Origin of the sequence: Brevibacillus thermoruber 423 (genome assembly GCF_000454065.1) — a bacterium.
Lineage (GTDB): Bacteria > Bacillota > Bacilli > Brevibacillales > Brevibacillaceae > Brevibacillus > Brevibacillus thermoruber.
Genome location: NZ_KE695651.1, coordinates 311,351 through 327,854 on the forward strand (window position 1 = coordinate 311,351; position 16,504 = coordinate 327,854).

The 16,504-nt window shown below is 60.4% G+C and carries 13 protein-coding genes and 1 pseudogene; 13 read left to right on the forward strand and 1 reads right to left on the reverse strand.

Going from position 1 to position 16,504, the window contains the following annotated elements; genetic code table 11:
* Positions 1–15: 15 nt before the first annotated feature.
* From M516_RS0112965 to M516_RS0113010, 9 genes are all read left to right on the forward strand, one after another.
* A complete protein-coding gene (locus tag M516_RS0112965; protein ID WP_029099504.1) occupies positions 16–1,008 on the forward strand; it encodes a thiamine pyrophosphate-dependent dehydrogenase E1 component subunit alpha in 993 nt (330 codons plus the stop codon).
* A 12-nt stretch (positions 1,009–1,020) separates the two neighbouring features.
* Positions 1,021–2,004, forward strand: coding sequence for an alpha-ketoacid dehydrogenase subunit beta (locus M516_RS0112970; protein WP_029099505.1), 984 nt, complete (start codon positions 1,021–1,023; stop codon positions 2,002–2,004).
* A 33-nt stretch (positions 2,005–2,037) separates the two neighbouring features.
* A complete protein-coding gene (locus M516_RS0112975) occupies positions 2,038–3,399 on the forward strand; it encodes a dihydrolipoamide acetyltransferase family protein (protein ID WP_029099506.1) in 1,362 nt (453 codons plus the stop codon).
* Positions 3,400–3,913: 514 nt separating this feature from the next.
* Positions 3,914–6,058: a copper amine oxidase N-terminal domain-containing protein gene (locus M516_RS0112980; protein WP_029099507.1), complete on the forward strand. Its 2,145-nt coding sequence runs from the start codon at positions 3,914–3,916 to the stop codon at positions 6,056–6,058.
* A 317-nt stretch (positions 6,059–6,375) separates the two neighbouring features.
* The gene (locus M516_RS0112990) at positions 6,376–8,028 is read left to right on the forward strand and encodes an acyl-CoA mutase large subunit family protein (RefSeq protein ID WP_029099508.1); all 1,653 of its coding nucleotides are present in this window, start codon (positions 6,376–6,378) and stop codon (positions 8,026–8,028) included.
* Between the two features lie 44 nt (positions 8,029–8,072).
* Entirely contained in the window at positions 8,073–8,924 is an 852-nt protein-coding gene (gene mce, locus M516_RS0112995; protein WP_035289710.1) for a methylmalonyl-CoA epimerase, read from the forward strand.
* The gene (locus M516_RS0113000) at positions 8,917–10,473 is read left to right on the forward strand and encodes an acyl-CoA carboxylase subunit beta (protein WP_029099510.1); all 1,557 of its coding nucleotides are present in this window, start codon (positions 8,917–8,919) and stop codon (positions 10,471–10,473) included. The genes mce and M516_RS0113000 overlap by 8 nt, the downstream gene beginning before the upstream one ends.
* A 297-nt stretch (positions 10,474–10,770) precedes the next feature.
* Positions 10,771–11,886, forward strand: coding sequence for a M20/M25/M40 family metallo-hydrolase (locus M516_RS0113005; protein WP_029099511.1), 1,116 nt, complete (start codon positions 10,771–10,773; stop codon positions 11,884–11,886).
* A 214-nt stretch (positions 11,887–12,100) separates the two neighbouring features.
* Positions 12,101–13,288 (forward strand): DUF3866 family protein, encoded by a 1,188-nt coding sequence (locus tag M516_RS0113010; protein WP_029099512.1) that lies wholly within the window; start codon positions 12,101–12,103, stop codon positions 13,286–13,288.
* Positions 13,289–13,295: 7 nt separating this feature from the next.
* Here M516_RS0113010 and M516_RS26325 read toward each other — a convergent pair.
* Positions 13,296–13,349, reverse strand: a pseudogene (locus M516_RS26325) (Z-ring formation inhibitor MciZ); the annotation flags it as partial.
* A gap of 105 nt (positions 13,350–13,454) precedes the next feature.
* Between M516_RS26325 and M516_RS0113015 the strand changes: the two are divergent.
* The 4 genes from M516_RS0113015 to fur all read left to right on the forward strand — a co-directional run bounded on the left by M516_RS0113015 (position 13,455) and on the right by fur (position 16,441).
* Positions 13,455–14,012 (forward strand): NUDIX domain-containing protein, encoded by a 558-nt coding sequence (locus M516_RS0113015; RefSeq protein WP_029099513.1) that lies wholly within the window; start codon positions 13,455–13,457, stop codon positions 14,010–14,012.
* Entirely contained in the window at positions 13,999–15,198 is a 1,200-nt protein-coding gene (locus M516_RS0113020) for an endonuclease Q family protein (RefSeq protein WP_029099514.1), read from the forward strand. The genes M516_RS0113015 and M516_RS0113020 overlap by 14 nt, the downstream gene beginning before the upstream one ends.
* Positions 15,199–15,255: 57 nt before the next feature.
* A complete protein-coding gene (gene spoIIM, locus M516_RS0113025; RefSeq protein ID WP_029099515.1) occupies positions 15,256–15,882 on the forward strand; it encodes a stage II sporulation protein M in 627 nt (208 codons plus the stop codon).
* A 94-nt stretch (positions 15,883–15,976) separates the two neighbouring features.
* A complete protein-coding gene (gene fur, locus M516_RS0113030; RefSeq protein ID WP_035289716.1) occupies positions 15,977–16,441 on the forward strand; it encodes a ferric iron uptake transcriptional regulator in 465 nt (154 codons plus the stop codon).
* Positions 16,442–16,504 lie beyond the last annotated feature (63 nt).

Below are 16,504 nucleotides of genomic sequence, written 5' to 3' on the forward strand. Positions count from 1 at the left end.
GGAGGGTATCCGACGATGACAACCAAGCGTCATGAACAAGTGGGCTTGACGGACGCGCAGGTGCTGGACATGTACTATTACATGCTCCTGGCGCGCAAGATTGACGAGCGCCAATGGCTGCTGAACCGGGCGGGCAAGGTGCCGTTCGTCATTTCCTGCCAGGGGCAGGAAGCGGCGCAGGTGGGAGCGGCCTTTGCCCTGCGGAAGGGGAAGGACTACCTCTGCCCGTATTACCGCGACCTCGGCGTGGTGCTGGTCTTCGGACAGACGGCGCGCGACTGCATGCTGTCGGCGTTCGCCAAGGCGGAAGACCCGAACAGCGGCGGCCGGCAGATGCCCGGCCACTTCGGCGGCAAGAAGTGGAACATCCTGACCGGGTCCAGCCCGGTGACGACGCAGGTGCCGCACGCAGTGGGCATCGCGCTGGCCGGCAAAATGCAGAAAAAGGACTTCGTCGTCTACACGTCGTTCGGCGAAGGCTCCAGCAACCAGGGGGACTTCCACGAAGGGGCCAACTTTGCCGGCGTTCACAAGCTGCCCGTCATCTTCTTCTGCGAGAACAACAAGTACGCCATCTCCGTGCCGTTGAAAAAACAGCTCGCCTGCGAAAGCGTGGCGGACCGCGCGATCGGATACGGCTTTCCGGGCGTCAGCGTGGACGGCAACGACCCGATTGAAGTGTACCGGGTGATGAAGGAAGCGGTGGAGCGGGCCCGCTCCGGCGGAGGTCCGACGCTGATCGAAGCGGTCATGTACCGCCTCGTCCCCCACTCCAGCGACGACGACGACCGCACCTACCGGACGCGTGAAGAAGTGGAAGAAGCGAAGAAAAAAGACCCGATCCTGCTGTTCGGCCAATACCTGAAAGAGGTGGGCCTGATGGATGAGAACAAGGAGCAGGACTTGCTGGCCCGCGTGCAGATGGAAGTGGACGAGGCGACGGAGTACGCGGAAAACGCGCCTTATCCGGCGCCGGAATCGACGCTCACGCACGTGTACGGGGAATAAGGGGGTATCCAGATGGCAGTCATTTCGTTTATTGATGCGATTACCATGGCGATGCGCGAAGAAATGAGGCGCGATCCCAACGTGTTCATTCTCGGCGAGGACGTCGGCGTGCGCGGCGGCGTGTTTCGCGCCACCGTCGGTCTGATCGAAGAGTTTGGCGAAGAGCGCGTCATCGACACGCCTCTGGCGGAATCGGCTATCGTCGGCGTGGGGATCGGGGCCGCGGCGTACGGCATGCGCCCGATCGCGGAGATCCAGTTCGCCGATTTCATCATGCCGGCCGTCAACCAGATCGTCAGCGAAGCGGCGAAAATGCGCTACCGGTCCAACGGCGACTGGTTCTGCCCGATCACGATCCGCGCCCCGTTTGGCGGCGGCGTGCACGGAGCGCTGTACCACTCCCAGTCCGTGGAAGCGCTGTTTACCAACGTGCCAGGCCTGAAAGTGGTGGCGCCGTCCACGCCGTACGACGCCAAAGGCCTGCTGAAAGCGGCCATCCGCGACGACGACCCCGTCCTCTTTTTCGAGCACAAGCGCTGCTACCGCCTGATCAAAGGGGAAGTGCCCGAGGAGGATTACGTCCTGCCGATCGGCAAGGCGGACGTCAAGCGGGAAGGGACGGACATCACGGTGATTTCGTACGGGCTGACGCTCCACTTCTGCCTGCAGGCGGCGGAAAAGCTGGCCGAAGAAGGCATCAGCGCCCATGTGCTGGATCTGCGCACGCTGTATCCGCTGGACAAGGAAGCGATTGCGGAAGCGGCCGCCAAGACGGGCAAGGTGCTGATCGTCCACGAAGACAACAAGGAAGGCGGCGTCGGCGCGGAAGTGGCCGCCGTGATCGCCGAACAATGTCTGTTTGACCTGGATGCGCCGATCAAGCGCCTGTGCGGCCCCGACGTTCCGGCCATGCCGTACAGTCCGCCGATGGAGAAGTTTTTCATGCTCAACCCGGACAAAGTGCTGGAAGCGATGCGGGAACTGGCGCATTTTTAAGGGGTTCAATAAGGCGATAGGAGGACCGTGGACATGGCAACAAAAGTGCTAATGCCCCAGCTTGGCGAAAGCGTGACCGAAGGCACCATCACCAAATGGCTGGTGAAGGTGGGAGATGTGGTCAAGAAATACGATCCGTTGGCCGAAGTGACCACGGACAAGGTAAATGCGGAAGTGCCGTCCACCGTCTCCGGTCGGGTAACGGAGATCGTCGTGCCCGAGGGAGAGACGGTGGCAGTGGGGACGCTGATCCTGTACATCGAAGAGGAGGGCGTCGCGGCTGAGCCGCAGGCGACGGCGGCAGCGGAGCCGACAGCGGCAGCAGCGCCCGCAGCTCCGGCAAAGCCCGTCAGCGCGACGCCGAACGCCCCGGCCCAACCGGCTGCGGCCGCCGAACGGCAGGGCGGCAAGCAGCGCTATTCGCCGGCGGTGCTGCGATTGGCGCAGGAACACGGGATCGACCTGTCCCGCGTCAACGGAACCGGACTGGGCGGACGAGTGACGCGCAAAGACGTGCAGGCGATCATCGACGCAGGCGGCCAGCCGCCGGCAGCAGCCGAGACCCCGGCAGCGGCGGCACCTGCCCAACGGCCTATGGAGGCTTCGGCGGTAAGCGCTCCGTCCGCCCAGCCCGCTGCGCCGGCCGCCTCCGCACCAGCGGCGGCAGGCGCGAGCGCCTTTGACATCCCGGTGGCGGCGGGGGATCAGATCATCCCGGTGACGCCCGTGCGCCGGACGATTGCCAACCGGATGGTGCAGAGCAAACACGAAGCCCCTCACGCCTGGACGATGGTGGAAGTGGACGTGACCAACCTGGTCAACTTCCGCAATCAGGTCAAAGAGGAGTTCAAGCGCAAGGAAGGGGTAAACCTCACCTTCCTGCCGTTTTTCATCAAGGCCGTGGTGGAAGCGCTCAAGGAATACCCGATGCTCAACTCCACCTGGGCGGGCGACAAGATCATCGTCAGGAAAAACATCAACATCTCCATCGCCGTGGCGACGGAGGAGGCGCTGTTCGTGCCCGTGATCAAGGACGCGGACCAAAAGTCGATCCTCGGCATCGCCAAATCGATCGAGGATCTGGCGGCCCGCACGCGCGCCGGCAAACTGACGGTGGAAGACATGACAGGCGGCACATTCACGGTGAACAACACCGGCTCGTTCGGCTCCGTTCTGTCCATGCCGATCATCAACGCCCCGCAGGCGGCCATTCTCAGCGTGGAGGCGATCGTCAAACGGCCGGTGGTGATCGACGACATGATCGCCATCCGTTCGATGGTGAACCTCTGCCTCTCGCTGGACCACCGCGTGCTGGACGGCCTCGTCTGCGGCCGCTTCCTGCAAAGCGTCAAGCAGAAGCTGGAGGCCATCGGCCCGGACACCAAACTGTACTAGCCAACGCGACACAAGGCCAGATTCCCACAGGAATCTGGCTTTTGTGTGCGGAAAAAGGACTGTTGGCGGGAGAAGCACGTTTCCGGCATCCGCTCCGTGCTCGCCCAGCAAGGACGCATGGACTGCACGCTCCGCACCGATTTGCGGGGGAGCGCCAAAGTCGCATCGCTACGAAGCCCATTCAGAGGTGGCGCTCCTTTTTCCCGCAACTCGCTGCTCCGCTCGGTAGGGCTCACAAGTCGCTCTGCTGGGAACATGCTTCTCCTCGATGCAATCGGTTTGTCTTCAGTCTGAGGCCAGATTCACACAGGAATCTGGCCTTTCTCATGTTTGCTGAATTTTTGTGTAACCGTTTTGTAACCTTTTGCCTGCTTCCGTCGTCATAGCTTAATGAACCGGTTGTGTTTACCATTTTCCGATGAACAGATTCCCTCTGTTTCGTATTTATGGTAAACTGATAGCGGTTCGACAAGAAGAGAGTGTAAAAGATTACGAGAAGCATGGGAGGACAAACATGGAGAAGAGCAAAAAGACACTTCCGATTGTGTTGGCAACAGCGCTTGTATCCACGCCGCTTTTGGCGGCCCCGCATTCCGCATATGCGATCGATGACCTGTCCGTTGATCCGGAGGACGATACGGCAGGCGAAGAAAGCGCATATTATATCGATTTTGTCCTGGACGAGGACTTGAAGAAGGGAGACATCATCTACATCAGGTTTGACAAGGATTTCGATGTCGATTCCAACATTGATGAAGACGACATCGATGCCAGTGTCGATGTAAAAAAAGTCGAAGTCTCCGGCAGAACGATCGAGATTACCGTTGACGAAGCCGTGGATGCGGGAGAGGATATCTCCATCGACATCGACAGCGGCATCACCAACCCGGATGAAGAGGATTCCTACATCGTCTCCGTGAAAACGTCCAGGGAGTCCTGGGAAGACTACGAGGTCGACATTGTGGACGACAGCAGCAGCAGCTCCGCCAAGGATGACGATTTTGACGTGTACATCAGCCGCACGACAGAAGGCGAAACGTCCAAATACGAGCTGGGTCCGATCAAATTGAAGGACAAACTGACCAAAGGCGATTGGGTCACCGTCTACTTCCCGGATGAAGACATGCTGCCGAGCAAAATCAGCACCGACGACGTGGACATTAACGAGTATGAACCCGACGATGTCAGAATTTCCGGCAACAAGGTGGAAATCAAGGTGCCGTCCAAGGCCGCCGGCGACAAAACATTGACGCTCACCTTCTACGAAGGAGCGGAAATTGAGAATCCCGATGCGGACGACGATTACGTCATCGAAGTCAAATGGGACGGCACTACATACACGTCGGAAGAATTTGAAATCAAAGGTTCCAGCTCCAGTTCGACCAGCGGTTCGGGCGACTTCAGCGTGACCCTTTCCGACTCCGGTGTGGGAGCGCGTTCCAGCTACACGTTTGAAGCCGACTTCGGCAGCAGAAAGCTGGCTTCCGACAGCGACGTGATCGTGGAATTCCCGTCCGCCGACATGGTTCCGGGCTATCTCAATCCGTCCGACTTTGCCATTAACGGCAAAACGCCGCGCAAGGTGGCGCCGTCCGGCAACAAAATCTACCTGACCACGCCGTACAGCTTCACCTCTTCCAGCAAAGTCAAGGTGGACATCTCGTACGATGCCTGGCTGACCAATCCGAAAACGGCGGGAAGCTACCAGTTGAAGATGACGGTGGACGGCAAAACGATCACGTCCAAACCTTTCACCATCTCGGGTACGTCGGTCACTCCGGCACCGACGCCGACACCGAACCCGGCTCCGGCAGCGGGCACGCCTACCCAGGTGAACAACAGCACGTCCACCATCACGCTGACCAACACGGCCGTGGGCAAACCGACCGGCGTCAACATCGCGATCAAGGGCGTGACGATGCCGCTGTACAAGCAGCGCGACTTCATCGAGATCGTGTTCCCGGCAGGCTACCGCGTACCTGCCTACATCGCTCCGGCAAACGTGACGGTAAATGGCGTGGCCGCCAACTTCGTCGCCGTTCGCGGTCAAAATGTGCTGGTCTATCCGGCGCAGGACATTCCGGCTGGCGGCGCAGCCAATGTCGTAATCGGCGCAGGCGCCAACATCATTAACCCGTCGGTGAAAAACGCGTACAGCATCAGCGTGTTTACGTCTGAGGAAAAAGGCCTGCTGTTTGCCCGTGCCGTCGGCGTAGGCATGCCGGCACCGGCGCAAAAGCCGGCAACGCCGCAGCCGCAGCCGCAACCGCAGCCTACGGTGACCGTTCCGGCAAACGCGGCGCTGTTTAAACTGAACACGCCGTCGTTCACGCTGCACGGCAAGAGCTACCCACTGCAGGCGGCGCCATACCTGGCCAACGGCAGCACGACAATGGTTCCGGCGCAGTTCTTTAAAGAAGCGCTGGCGCTGACCACCATCTGGAACAACAATACCGTAACGATTGTCAGCGGCACGAACCAGATCAAACTCACGGTTGGCGCCAAAACAGCCCGTGTCAACGGCAAGGAGGTAACCCTGCCGGCGCCTGTCGCGCTGAAAAACAACATGCCGATGATCCCGATCCGTTTCGTGACGGATTCGCTCGGCTACAAAGTGGGCTGGGATGCCAAAACGTCCAGCGTGTACGTCTACCGCTAATCCCCAGCGGCGCATGAAAAACCCCCTTCCAATGCGGAAGGGGGTTTTCCGTTGTACGGGGCTGGATACCGCCTGCCTGTCTACGGCTGAAAGTAGAAAAACATCGGGACGACCAGCGAAATCACCAGCACGATTACCAACACTTTGGCAAACAGGGACTGATTCCTCATCGTAACTACCTCCTGAACCGGGCCTTGCAAAAATTACTTCACGAAAAGTGGAAATTGTCGCGTTATTGTGTACTTCGCTGTGCTAGAATTGGAAGGGGGAGCCTTTCCTTCCTCCTTGCCAATTACACAGGAAACGGGGGTTGACCGGTGACTACAAAAGATTGTACCGAACTGTACCGGAAGTGGCAACAGGAGCTGGCAGCGCGTCTGGCAAAGACGCCGGAGCGCAAACAGCGCTTTGCCACCTCGTCGGATATTGAGATAGATCCGCTGTACGTGCCGGATCAGATTGATGACGCTTACATGGAAAAAATCGGGTTCCCGGGCGAATATCCCTATACCCGCGGCGTTCAGCCCAACATGTACCGCGGCCGTCTGTGGACGATGCGCCAATACGCCGGATTCGGTTCGGCGGAGGAGACCAACAAGCGCTTTCGTTATCTGCTGGAACAGGGACAAACCGGGCTCAGCGTGGCCTTTGACCTGCCGACCCAGATCGGGTACGACTCCGACGATCCGATGGCGGCTGGCGAGGTGGGCAAGGTGGGGGTCGCGATCGATTCGCTGGAGGACATGGAGACCCTGCTGGCGGGAATTCCGCTCGACAAGGTCAGCACGTCGATGACGATCAACGCGCCCGCTTCCGTGCTGCTGGCGATGTACATCGCCGTGGCGGAAAAGCAGGGGGTGCCGTCGGAAAAGCTGTCGGGCACGATTCAAAACGACATTCTCAAGGAGTACATCGCGCGCGGCACGTACATCTTTCCGCCGAAGCCGTCGATGCGGCTGATCACCGATATCTTTGCCTACTGCGCCAAACACGTGCCCAAGTGGAACACCATTTCCATCAGCGGCTACCACATTCGGGAGGCCGGGTCCACCGCCGTGCAGGAAGTCGCCTTTACCCTCGCGGACGGCATGGCCTACGTGGAAGCGGCGCTGCAGGCCGGATTGGACATCGATCAGTTTGCGCCGCAGTTGTCGTTTTTCTTCAACGGGCACAACCACTTCTTTGAAGAGATCGCGAAGTTCCGCGCGGCACGCCGGATGTGGGCCCGCCTGATGCGGGAGCGCTACGGGGCCAAGAATCCGAAGTCCTGGCAGTTCCGCGTCCACACCCAGACAGGCGGCTCGACGCTGACCGCGCAGCAGCCGGACAACAACATCGTGCGCGTGACCATACAGGCCCTGGCCGCGGTGCTGGGCGGCACGCAAAGCCTGCACACCAACTCGCGCGACGAGGCACTCGCCCTGCCGACGGAGGAATCGGCGCGGATTGCGCTGCGGACGCAGCAAATCATCGCGTTTGAGAGCGGCGTGACCGACACCGTCGATCCCCTGGCCGGCTCGTACTACATCGAGTACCTGACCGACCAGATCGAGTCCAGAGCGCTGGAATATCTGGAAAAAATCGAACAGATGGGCGGGGCGGTGGCCGCCGTGGAAGCGGGCTACATGCAGCGGGAAATTCAAAAGCAGGCCTATGAAACGCAGCGGAAGATCGAATCGGGCGAAGAAAAAGTGGTCGGCATGAACTGCTTTCAACTGGAAAACGAGCCGCAGCCCGAACTGCTCCGCGTCGATCCGGCCTTGGGCCGCAAACAAAAGGAGCGCCTGGATGCGCTGCGGGCGCGTCGTGACAATCTCATTGTCGAGCAAACGCTCAATCGGCTGCGGGCAGGCGCGGAGGGGACGGAAAACCTCATGCCGCTGATTTTGGAGTGTGTCCGAAGCTACGCCACCATCGGCGAAATCTGCGGCGTGCTGCGCGAGGTGTTCGGCGAGTACCGCGCCGTGTAGGAACAGCCGCTGTCAAGGATTCACAGTGAACAAGGGGGATCAACATGGAACGAACCATTCGCGTACTGGTAGCCAAACCGGGGCTGGACGGCCATGACCGCGGCGCTCTGGTGGTCGCGCAAGCGCTGCGGGACGAGGGCATGGAAGTGGTCTATACCGGTCTGCGGCAAACGCCCGCGCAGATTGTCAGCGCCGCCATACAGGAGGACGTGGACGTCATCGGCCTGTCGTGTCTGTCGGGCGCCCACAACGAGCTGTTTCCGGAAGTGGTGCGCCTGCTCAGGGAACAGGGGGCGGACGACATTCTCGTCATCGGCGGCGGGGTCATTCCGCAGGAGGACATTCCCTATCTGAAATCGCAGGGGATCGCCGAGGTCTTTACTCCGGGGACGCCGACGCGGGTGACAGCCGATTTCATCCGCTCCCAGGTAAAGCGAAAACGGATGAGCCTGCAGCCCGCTCCCAACAAGATTGCCCACATCGGCATCGCGGTCAAAAGCCTGGAGGATGCCCTGCCGTTCTACACGGAGCAGTTGGGGCTGCCGCTGCTGGGGACGGAAGAGGTGGCTTCGGAACAGGTGCGAGTGGCGTTTTTGGGGATCGGCGAGAGCCGCATCGAGCTCCTGGAGCCGAGCGGTCCGGACAGCCCGATCGCCCGTTTCATCGAAAAGCGGGGAGAAGGCATTCATCACATTGCCCTCGACGTGGACGATGTGAACGAGCGCTTGCTCCGCCTGCGCGAAAACGGCGTTCCGCTGATCCATGAAACGGCCAAGCCGGGTGCCCACGGTGCGCAGATTGCTTTCCTGCACCCCAAGGGGGCGCATGGCGTCCTGTACGAACTGTGTCAGGGTCCGGCAGCATCCGAGAGCAAGGAGGAAGCGGCACATGAGTGAAGCGATGTACGAAAAAATAGACGACATGTACGAACGGAAGCGGAAGGTGGAGATGGGCGGCGGCGACGAAAAAATCGCCGCCCAGCACAACCGGGGCAAACTGACGGCCAGGGAACGGCTTGACATCCTGCTCGATCCGGACAGTTTCGTGGAGCTGCAGCCGTTCGTCAAACACCGGGCCACCCACTTCGGCATGGACAAGCTGGAGGCGCCAGGCGAAGGCGTGGTCACCGGTTACGGCAGGATCAACGGACGCCTGGTGTACGTGTTTGCCCAGGACTTCACCGTCTTTGGCGGAGCCCTGGGAGAAATGCACGCCAGAAAGATCGCGAACATCATGGATTTGGCGGCGAAAAACGGCGCCCCGATCATCGGCCTGAACGACTCCGGCGGCGCGCGGATCCAGGAAGGGGTCGTCTCCCTGGACGGGTACGGCCATATTTTTTACCGCAATTCCATTTACTCCGGGGTTGTCCCGCAAATCTCCGTGATTCTCGGTCCGTGCGCGGGCGGGGCGGTGTATTCGCCGGCCATCACCGACTACGTCTTTATGGTGGAGAAGACGTCGCAGATGTTCATCACCGGCCCCAAAGTGATCGAGACGGTCACCGGCGAAAAAATCTCCAGCGAAGACCTGGGCGGCGCCTCGGTGCATTCCGCCATCAGCGGCAACGCCCATTTCACGGCGGAGACGGAAGAGGACGTGCTGCAACAGGTGCGCCGCCTGCTCGCCTTTCTTCCGCAAAACTACCGCGAGGAACCTCCGCGCCTCCCGTACGAGGGGGACCCGGGCGACTGGCTGGAAGAGCTGATCGAGCTGGTGCCCGTGGCCGGAACGAAAGTGTACGACGTGAAAAAAGTGCTGGAGAAAGTGGTGGACCACGGCGATTTTCTGGAGGTGCAGCCCAATTTTGCCCGCAACATCGTGGTCGGCTTCGGCCGCATCAACGGACAAAGCGTGGGGTTGATTGCCAACCAGCCCAAAGTGATGGCCGGCGGGTTGGACATCGATTCCTCGGACAAGCTGGCCCGGTTTATCCGCACGTGCGACGCGTTTAACGTGCCGCTGATCACGTTTGTGGACGTCACCGGCTTTTTCCCGGGCATCAATCAGGAGCACGGCGGAATCATCCGCCACGGGGCGAAAATCCTGTACGCCTATTCGGAAGCGACCGTGCCGAAGATCAGCGTCATCACGCGCAAGGCGTACGGAGGCGCGTACGTCGCGCTCAACTCCAAGGCGATCGGCGCCGACGTGGTCTACGCCTGGCCGAACGCGGAGATTGCCGTGATGGGCCCGGAGGGGGCGGCCAACGTCATCTTCGCCCGGGACATCGAGCAAAGCGACGATCCGGCCGCCACGCGGCAGGCGAAGATCGCCGAATACCGCGAGAAGTTTGCCAATCCGTACGTCGCGGCGGAGCACGGCATGGTGGACGACGTGATCGATCCGCGCGAAACGCGCAAGTACCTGAAGCTGTCGCTGGAGATGCTGAGGAACAAACAGGAGCAGCGGCCCGCCAAGAAACACGGAAACATCCCGCTGTGATCCGTTTGTTTGGCGGAAGAGTCCTGTACTTTTGAATGTTCAGGCAGTCGGCCGGACGGTTTGCGGGAATGCATGGTAGAAAAAAATTTTTTGCGGTATACTGGTACATGTGGGTAATTGGCAAGGAATGTGAATCCTCCCGGCCCGAGCGGCAGCAGCGTGCGGCATGAGGAGAAAAGCCAGGACACGGCCACATCGGTGGTGCGGCGGACCGGGGTTCCCGCAAAAATCTGGGCCCTGCCGGCTGCGGAGCAATCATCGCGAAGCGGCAGGCCATCTTTCAGGGAGGAATCGGGTGTGATCAACCAGGAACGATTGTTGAACGAGTTTCTGGAGCTCGTCCAAATCGACAGCGAGACCAAACATGAGGCGGCCATTGCCAAGGTGCTGAAGGAAAAATTGACGGACCTGGGCTTTACGGTGCAGGAAGACGACGCGGCTGCCAAAACAGGCCACGGCGCCAACAACCTGATCGCGACGCTGGAGGGCACCGCCCCAGGGCCGACCATTCTGTTCAGCAGCCACATGGACACGGTCGTGCCGGGCAGCGGCATCAAGCCGCAGGTGCGCGACGGTTACGTCTATTCCGACGGGACCACCATTCTCGGCGCCGACGACAAGGCCGGCATCGCGGCGATTTTTGAAGCGATGCGCACGCTGAAGGAGCAAAATTTGCCGCATCCGACGATTCAGGTCGTGCTCACGGTGGGCGAAGAATCCGGCCTCGTCGGTTCCCGCGCCATGGACGCCAGCCTGCTGAAGGCGGAAATGGGCTTTATCCTGGATTCCGAGGGACCGGTGGGCAAGATCACCGTCGCCGGAGCGGGTCAGTATCGGATTGTCACGAAAATCTACGGCAAGGCCGCTCACGCCGGCGTCAATCCGGAGGACGGCATCAGCGCCATCACCGTCGCCAGCAAGGCCATCTCCCGCATGCCGCTCGGCCGCATCGACGCGGACACGACCGCCAATGTGGGCCGCTTTGAAGGCGGCAAGGCGTACAACATCGTGACCGACTACGTGGAAGTCTGGTCCGAGGCGCGCAGCCTGGTGATGGACAAGCTGGAGGCGCAGGTGAAAAAGATGACCACCGCCTTTGAAGAAGCGGCGGCGGAAATGGGAGCACGCTGCGAAAACGACGTGATCTTCATGTATCACGGCTACAAATACAGCGAAGAGACCCCGGTGGTGCAAAAGGCGATCGCCGCCGTGAAGCGCGTCGGCCGCGAACCGGAGCTGATTGCCAGCGGCGGCGGCAGCGACGGCAACGTGTTCAACGGGTACGGCATTCCGAGCGTCAACTTTGGCATCGGGTACGAAGAAATCCATACGAAAAACGAGCGCATGCCGATTGCGGAACTGAACAAGGCAGCGGAACTGGTGCTGGCGATCATCGCCGAAGTGCTGGAATAAGGAGCGCGGTGTGCGGGCCGGGATACCTGACAGGGGTCCCGGCCTTTTTTTGTGCGCGTGCGAGATTGTGCAAGGGAAAGGCTGGCCATGCCGCTTACGCGAAAGGACGCTCATCCCGGGAACACCTCGATGATTGGGACAAGCCATGCCGAACATAGACTGAACATGAGAAGACCCCTGAAACAAAGAAGGGAAAGGGGAGGAGGGGAGTGACATGCTTCGCGTGGCAGCGGGGATGGTGACAGAGGTACGGGAGAAGCGGCCGGGCGTGCAGATCCTGGAAGTGCGCCTGCACGACAGCGGCCTCGCCGAGCCGGCCGTCTCGTTTTTCGACGAGGAGTTCGCCGCGGGCGACGAGGTTCTGGTGAACACGACCGCCGTTCGGCTTCAACTGGGAACGGGCGGGTTCCACATCGTCATGGGGAAAACGGGGAGAACCGTCGAAACGGATCTGTCCCCAGGGGCATGGGGACACGTGATGAAAATGCGCTACGCGCCCTCGCAGCTCGCCGTCGATACGGTGGAAGAGCAGGACAGCCCGTATCACGAACGGTTCTGTGATGAGTCGCTTTCGCTGGAGGGAACACCTGTGCTGATCGGCGAACTGCACAGCCTGCTTCCGGCAGCCGCAGCGGCGGTCGCATGGGCGGCACCGGAAAAACGCCTGGTGTACGTGATGCCGGACGCCGCTTCGCTGCCGATCGCCCTGAGCCGACAGGTGGCGCGCCTGAAGTCGGCAGGCGTGCTGGCGGCAACTGTCACCACGGGACACGCCTGGGGCGGCGACCGGGAAACCGTGACGATCCACAACGGCCTCTTGGCGGCCCGGCATGTGGAACGGGCGGACGTGATCCTGTGCTTTCTCGGCCCGGGTGTGACCGGAACAGGAACGCCGCTGGGCTTTTCGGGCATGCAGTTGGCGGAGGTGATTCACGCCGTTTCCCTTTTGGGAGGCGTCCCCTTTTTCATCCCCCGTCTCAGCTTTGCCGATCCCCGCGAACGCCACTTTGGCGTCAGCCATCACTCGCGGACCGTCCTTGGCCGATTTGCGCTGCGGCCGGTGCTTTTGGTGGTGCCCGCATTTGGCGATGGGTGCGACGAGATTGTGCGCAGCCAAACGGCCGATCTGATCCGCAGTGGCAGCCATGTGCCCGTGAGCGAACCGGCGCCGGATCATGAACATCTGGAGCGGTTGGAGCGGACCTTTGGCCTGTCGTTTGTCACCATGGGCAGGCACTGGCGGGAAGATCCGGCCCCGTTTCAGGCGGCTGTCCTGGCCGGGGATCTCGCGGTGCGGAGCGCTCCCTTTTTGGCCGGGTGTGCTAGCGGCGGGAAACACCGCTGCGTCGGGCCAGATACTCTTGCAGCGTTAGCTCTTTTTTTGACCAGGAGCGGAGTGTAGCGCGGATTTCCCACACTTTGCCGACCATGCGCAGCTGCTTTTCGCTTACATAGGTTTTCATCCCTGTACGCCTCCGATACAATAAGGGTGGACAAGCGTCTTGCTCCCAACTTATGAGGCAGCCGGACGTGTTTAGAACCAGACCCTGCGAAAAAGGATGATGAGCGTGAGCGATCAAGACCGTTTTTACGAAAAGACCATCAGCAGCCAGCCGATTTACGACGGACGGATTATCAAGGTAAAGGTGGATGAGGTGCTGCTGCCCAACGGCAGGACGGCAAAGCGGGAAATTGTCAACCACCAGGGAGCGGTGGCGGTTCTGCCGCTGACGACGGACGGCAGGATGGTGGCCGTGCGCCAGTTCCGCAAACCGCTGGAGCGGACCATCGTGGAAATTCCGGCAGGCAAGCTGGAGCCGGGAGAAGAGCCGCTTGCCTGCGCCAAGCGCGAACTGGAAGAAGAGACGGGGTATCAGGCCGCCAAGTACGACCACCTCAGCTCGTTCTACACCTCACCGGGGTTTGCCGACGAAATCATGCACCTCTATGTGGCCACCGGCCTGACAAAAGGGGAAAGCCGGCCCGACGAGGACGAGTTTGTCGAGGTGCTGGAGCTGACGCTGGAAGAGGCGAAGGAACTGCATCGCACGGGAGAGATTTGCGACGCCAAGACCGTCGCGGCACTGTTTGCCTGGGAGAATCGGGTGCTGCATGAACGGGGTTGACAGCCGCCTGCCGTACTACTTCTGTGACATGCACATCCACATCGGCGGAACGAACAGCGGCAAACCGGTCAAAATCACCGCGTCCCGGCAGATGACCCTGACGCGGATTCTGGAAGAAGCGTCCGAGCGGAAAGGCATGGACGTCATCGGGATCATCGACGCTCACGCCCCGGAGGTGCAGGAGGAGCTGATCGGCCTGCTGGAAAAGGGAGCGGCGGAAGAGCACAGGGACGGCGGCGTTCAGTACAAGCAGACTCTGCTGATTCTCGGATGCGAGGTGGAGATTAAGGAACCGGGACGGGGAGAGGCCCATTTCCTCTGTTACCTGCCGAGAGTGGGGGACATGCGGCTCTTCACCGACTGGCTCTCCCGCCGCTGCAAAAACGTCCATCTCAGCTCCCAGCGGATCGGCGCCACACTGCGGGAGCTGCAGGAGAGGGTCGCCGAAGGGGGCGGCGTGCTGGTTCCGGCCCATATTTTCACGCCGCACAAAGGCTTGTACGGAAGCTGCACCGATTCGCTCCAGGAGGTGGCGGATCCCTCCCTGATTCCCGCCGTCGAACTGGGGCTCAGCGCCAATGCGGACATGGCCGACCGGTTGACGGAACTGCATGACAAGACGTTCCTGACCAATTCCGACGCCCATTCGCTGGCGAAAATCGGCCGCGAGTACCAGGCGATCGCCATGGGCGAACGCTCGTTTCGGGAGTGGAAACGGGCCCTGCGCAGGGAAGCGGGGAGAGGCGTCGCGGTCAACTACGGTCTTCATCCGCAGTTGGGGAAATACCATCAGACTGCGTGCCAATCGTGCCAGTCGACGCTTCCGGCGGACGCCGTTGGCCGCTGTCCGCAGTGCGGCTTCAAACGGGTGGTTCGGGGCGTCTTTGACCGGATCGAACAGTTGGCTGATTGTCCGCCCGGCGTCCATCCGCCGTTTCGTCCCCCGTACGTGGAGCAGGTGCCGCTGGAGTTTATCCCCGGAGTCGGCCCCAGGCTGCGGGACAGACTGTACCGCGCGTTTGGGACGGAGATGAACATTCTTCACCGGGTCGGCAGGGAGGAGTTGGCCGGCGTCGTCGGCGAGCGGATTGCGGACCTGATCGTCCAGGCCAGGGAAGGACGGCTGAACGTCAAGGCCGGGGGAGCCGGCACGTACGGCAGGATCGTGACGGCAGGCAAGGCATAGGCGCCCGGACTTCCGCATAAGCTGTACAGTAATCAGCGTTGCGGGAGGGGAACCGGCGTGCGGGCAAGAGTCGGACAAACAATCCAGGAATATGCGAAAGACCATCAGTCGCTTTACTGGTTCACGATCGTACTGTTTGCGATGGGCATTATTTTTGGAGCGGTGATCGTCAATTCCTTGCCGCTTTCCCAGAGACAGGAGCTGTTCGGCTTTCTGCAGTACTTTTTCAACAATCTCGGCAGCCAGGGCATTCCCGAGCCGACGGCCCACTTCCAGCAGGCGTTCGGCCACTACGCGAAAACGGTGGGCATCCTGTGGGTGCTGGGGCTGTCCATCATCGGCCTGCCGATGATCCTTCTGCTGCTGTTTCTCAAAGGGGTGGTCGTCGGGTTTACGGTCGGCTTTCTGGTGAATCAGCTTCAGTGGCACGGCGTGACGCTGGCGCTGGCGGGCGTGCTGCCGCAAAATCTGCTGGTGGTGCCGGCCCTCTTTATCGTCGGGGTGAGCGGCATCTCGTTTTCCCTGCGGCTGATCAAGACGCGGCTCCTGAGCAAACGGGACGTGATTCTGCCCCACTTCGTCGGCTACACCGTGCTGGTCGTCGCCATGCTGGCCGTCCTGACGGTGGCGGCGCTGTTCGAGACGTTCGTTTCCCCCCGGTTGATGCAGATGGTGCTTAATTAAGAATAATTCTCATCTAATAACGTATGCATTTGACTTCTGGAACACCCCTCTACTATAATAGGAGCAGGTTTCATGCGAGCGGGGAGGGGCACTTATGTTGGAAGAAAAGTTAGAGAAGATCAAGCAGCAACTACATTCCCAGAACTATAAACTGACGCCACAACGTGAAGCCACTGTTCGCGTTTTACTGGAAAACGAGGAAGATCACCTGAGTGCGGAAGACGTCTACCTCTTGGTCAAGGAAAAAGCCCCGGAAATCGGTCTCGCCACGGTGTATCGAACCCTGGAACTGTTGAGCGAGCTGAAGATCATTCACAAGATGAACTTCGGCGACGGGGTGGCCCGCTACGATCTGCGCGACGACAACGCCGAGTACCACCACCACCACCTGATCTGCCTGAACTGCGGCACGGTGGATGAGATCTTTGAAGACCTGCTTGTCTCCGCAGAGGAAAAGGTCAAGAATGTTTACAACTTTTATATTACCGACCATCGGCTCACCTTCTACGGCATTTGCCATCGCTGCATTGACAAGGTGAATGTGGAGGACTTCAAATAGAAAAACTTCTCTGTGACGGAGAAGTTTTTCTTTTTTCCCGCGCCGGGTTATGGAGCGGGACGT

What these genes read in the sequence shown, in the direction of transcription:
- M516_RS0113000 (WP_029099510.1), top strand. Translation starts at nt 8,917, where the DNA reads ATGAGTGAAGCGATGTACGAAAAAATAGACGACATGTACGAACGGAAG.
- fur (WP_035289716.1), top strand. Translation starts at nt 15,977, where the DNA reads ATGTTGGAAGAAAAGTTAGAGAAGATCAAGCAGCAACTACATTCCCAG.
- M516_RS0113010 (WP_029099512.1), top strand. Translation starts at nt 12,101, where the DNA reads ATGCTTCGCGTGGCAGCGGGGATGGTGACAGAGGTACGGGAGAAGCGG.
- M516_RS0112970 (WP_029099505.1), top strand. Translation starts at nt 1,021, where the DNA reads ATGGCAGTCATTTCGTTTATTGATGCGATTACCATGGCGATGCGCGAA.
- M516_RS0113020 (WP_029099514.1), top strand. Translation starts at nt 13,999, where the DNA reads ATGAACGGGGTTGACAGCCGCCTGCCGTACTACTTCTGTGACATGCAC.
- mce (WP_035289710.1), top strand. Translation starts at nt 8,073, where the DNA reads ATGGAACGAACCATTCGCGTACTGGTAGCCAAACCGGGGCTGGACGGC.
- M516_RS0112975 (WP_029099506.1), top strand. Translation starts at nt 2,038, where the DNA reads ATGGCAACAAAAGTGCTAATGCCCCAGCTTGGCGAAAGCGTGACCGAA.
- M516_RS0112965 (WP_029099504.1), top strand. Translation starts at nt 16, where the DNA reads ATGACAACCAAGCGTCATGAACAAGTGGGCTTGACGGACGCGCAGGTG.
- M516_RS0112980 (WP_029099507.1), top strand. Translation starts at nt 3,914, where the DNA reads ATGGAGAAGAGCAAAAAGACACTTCCGATTGTGTTGGCAACAGCGCTT.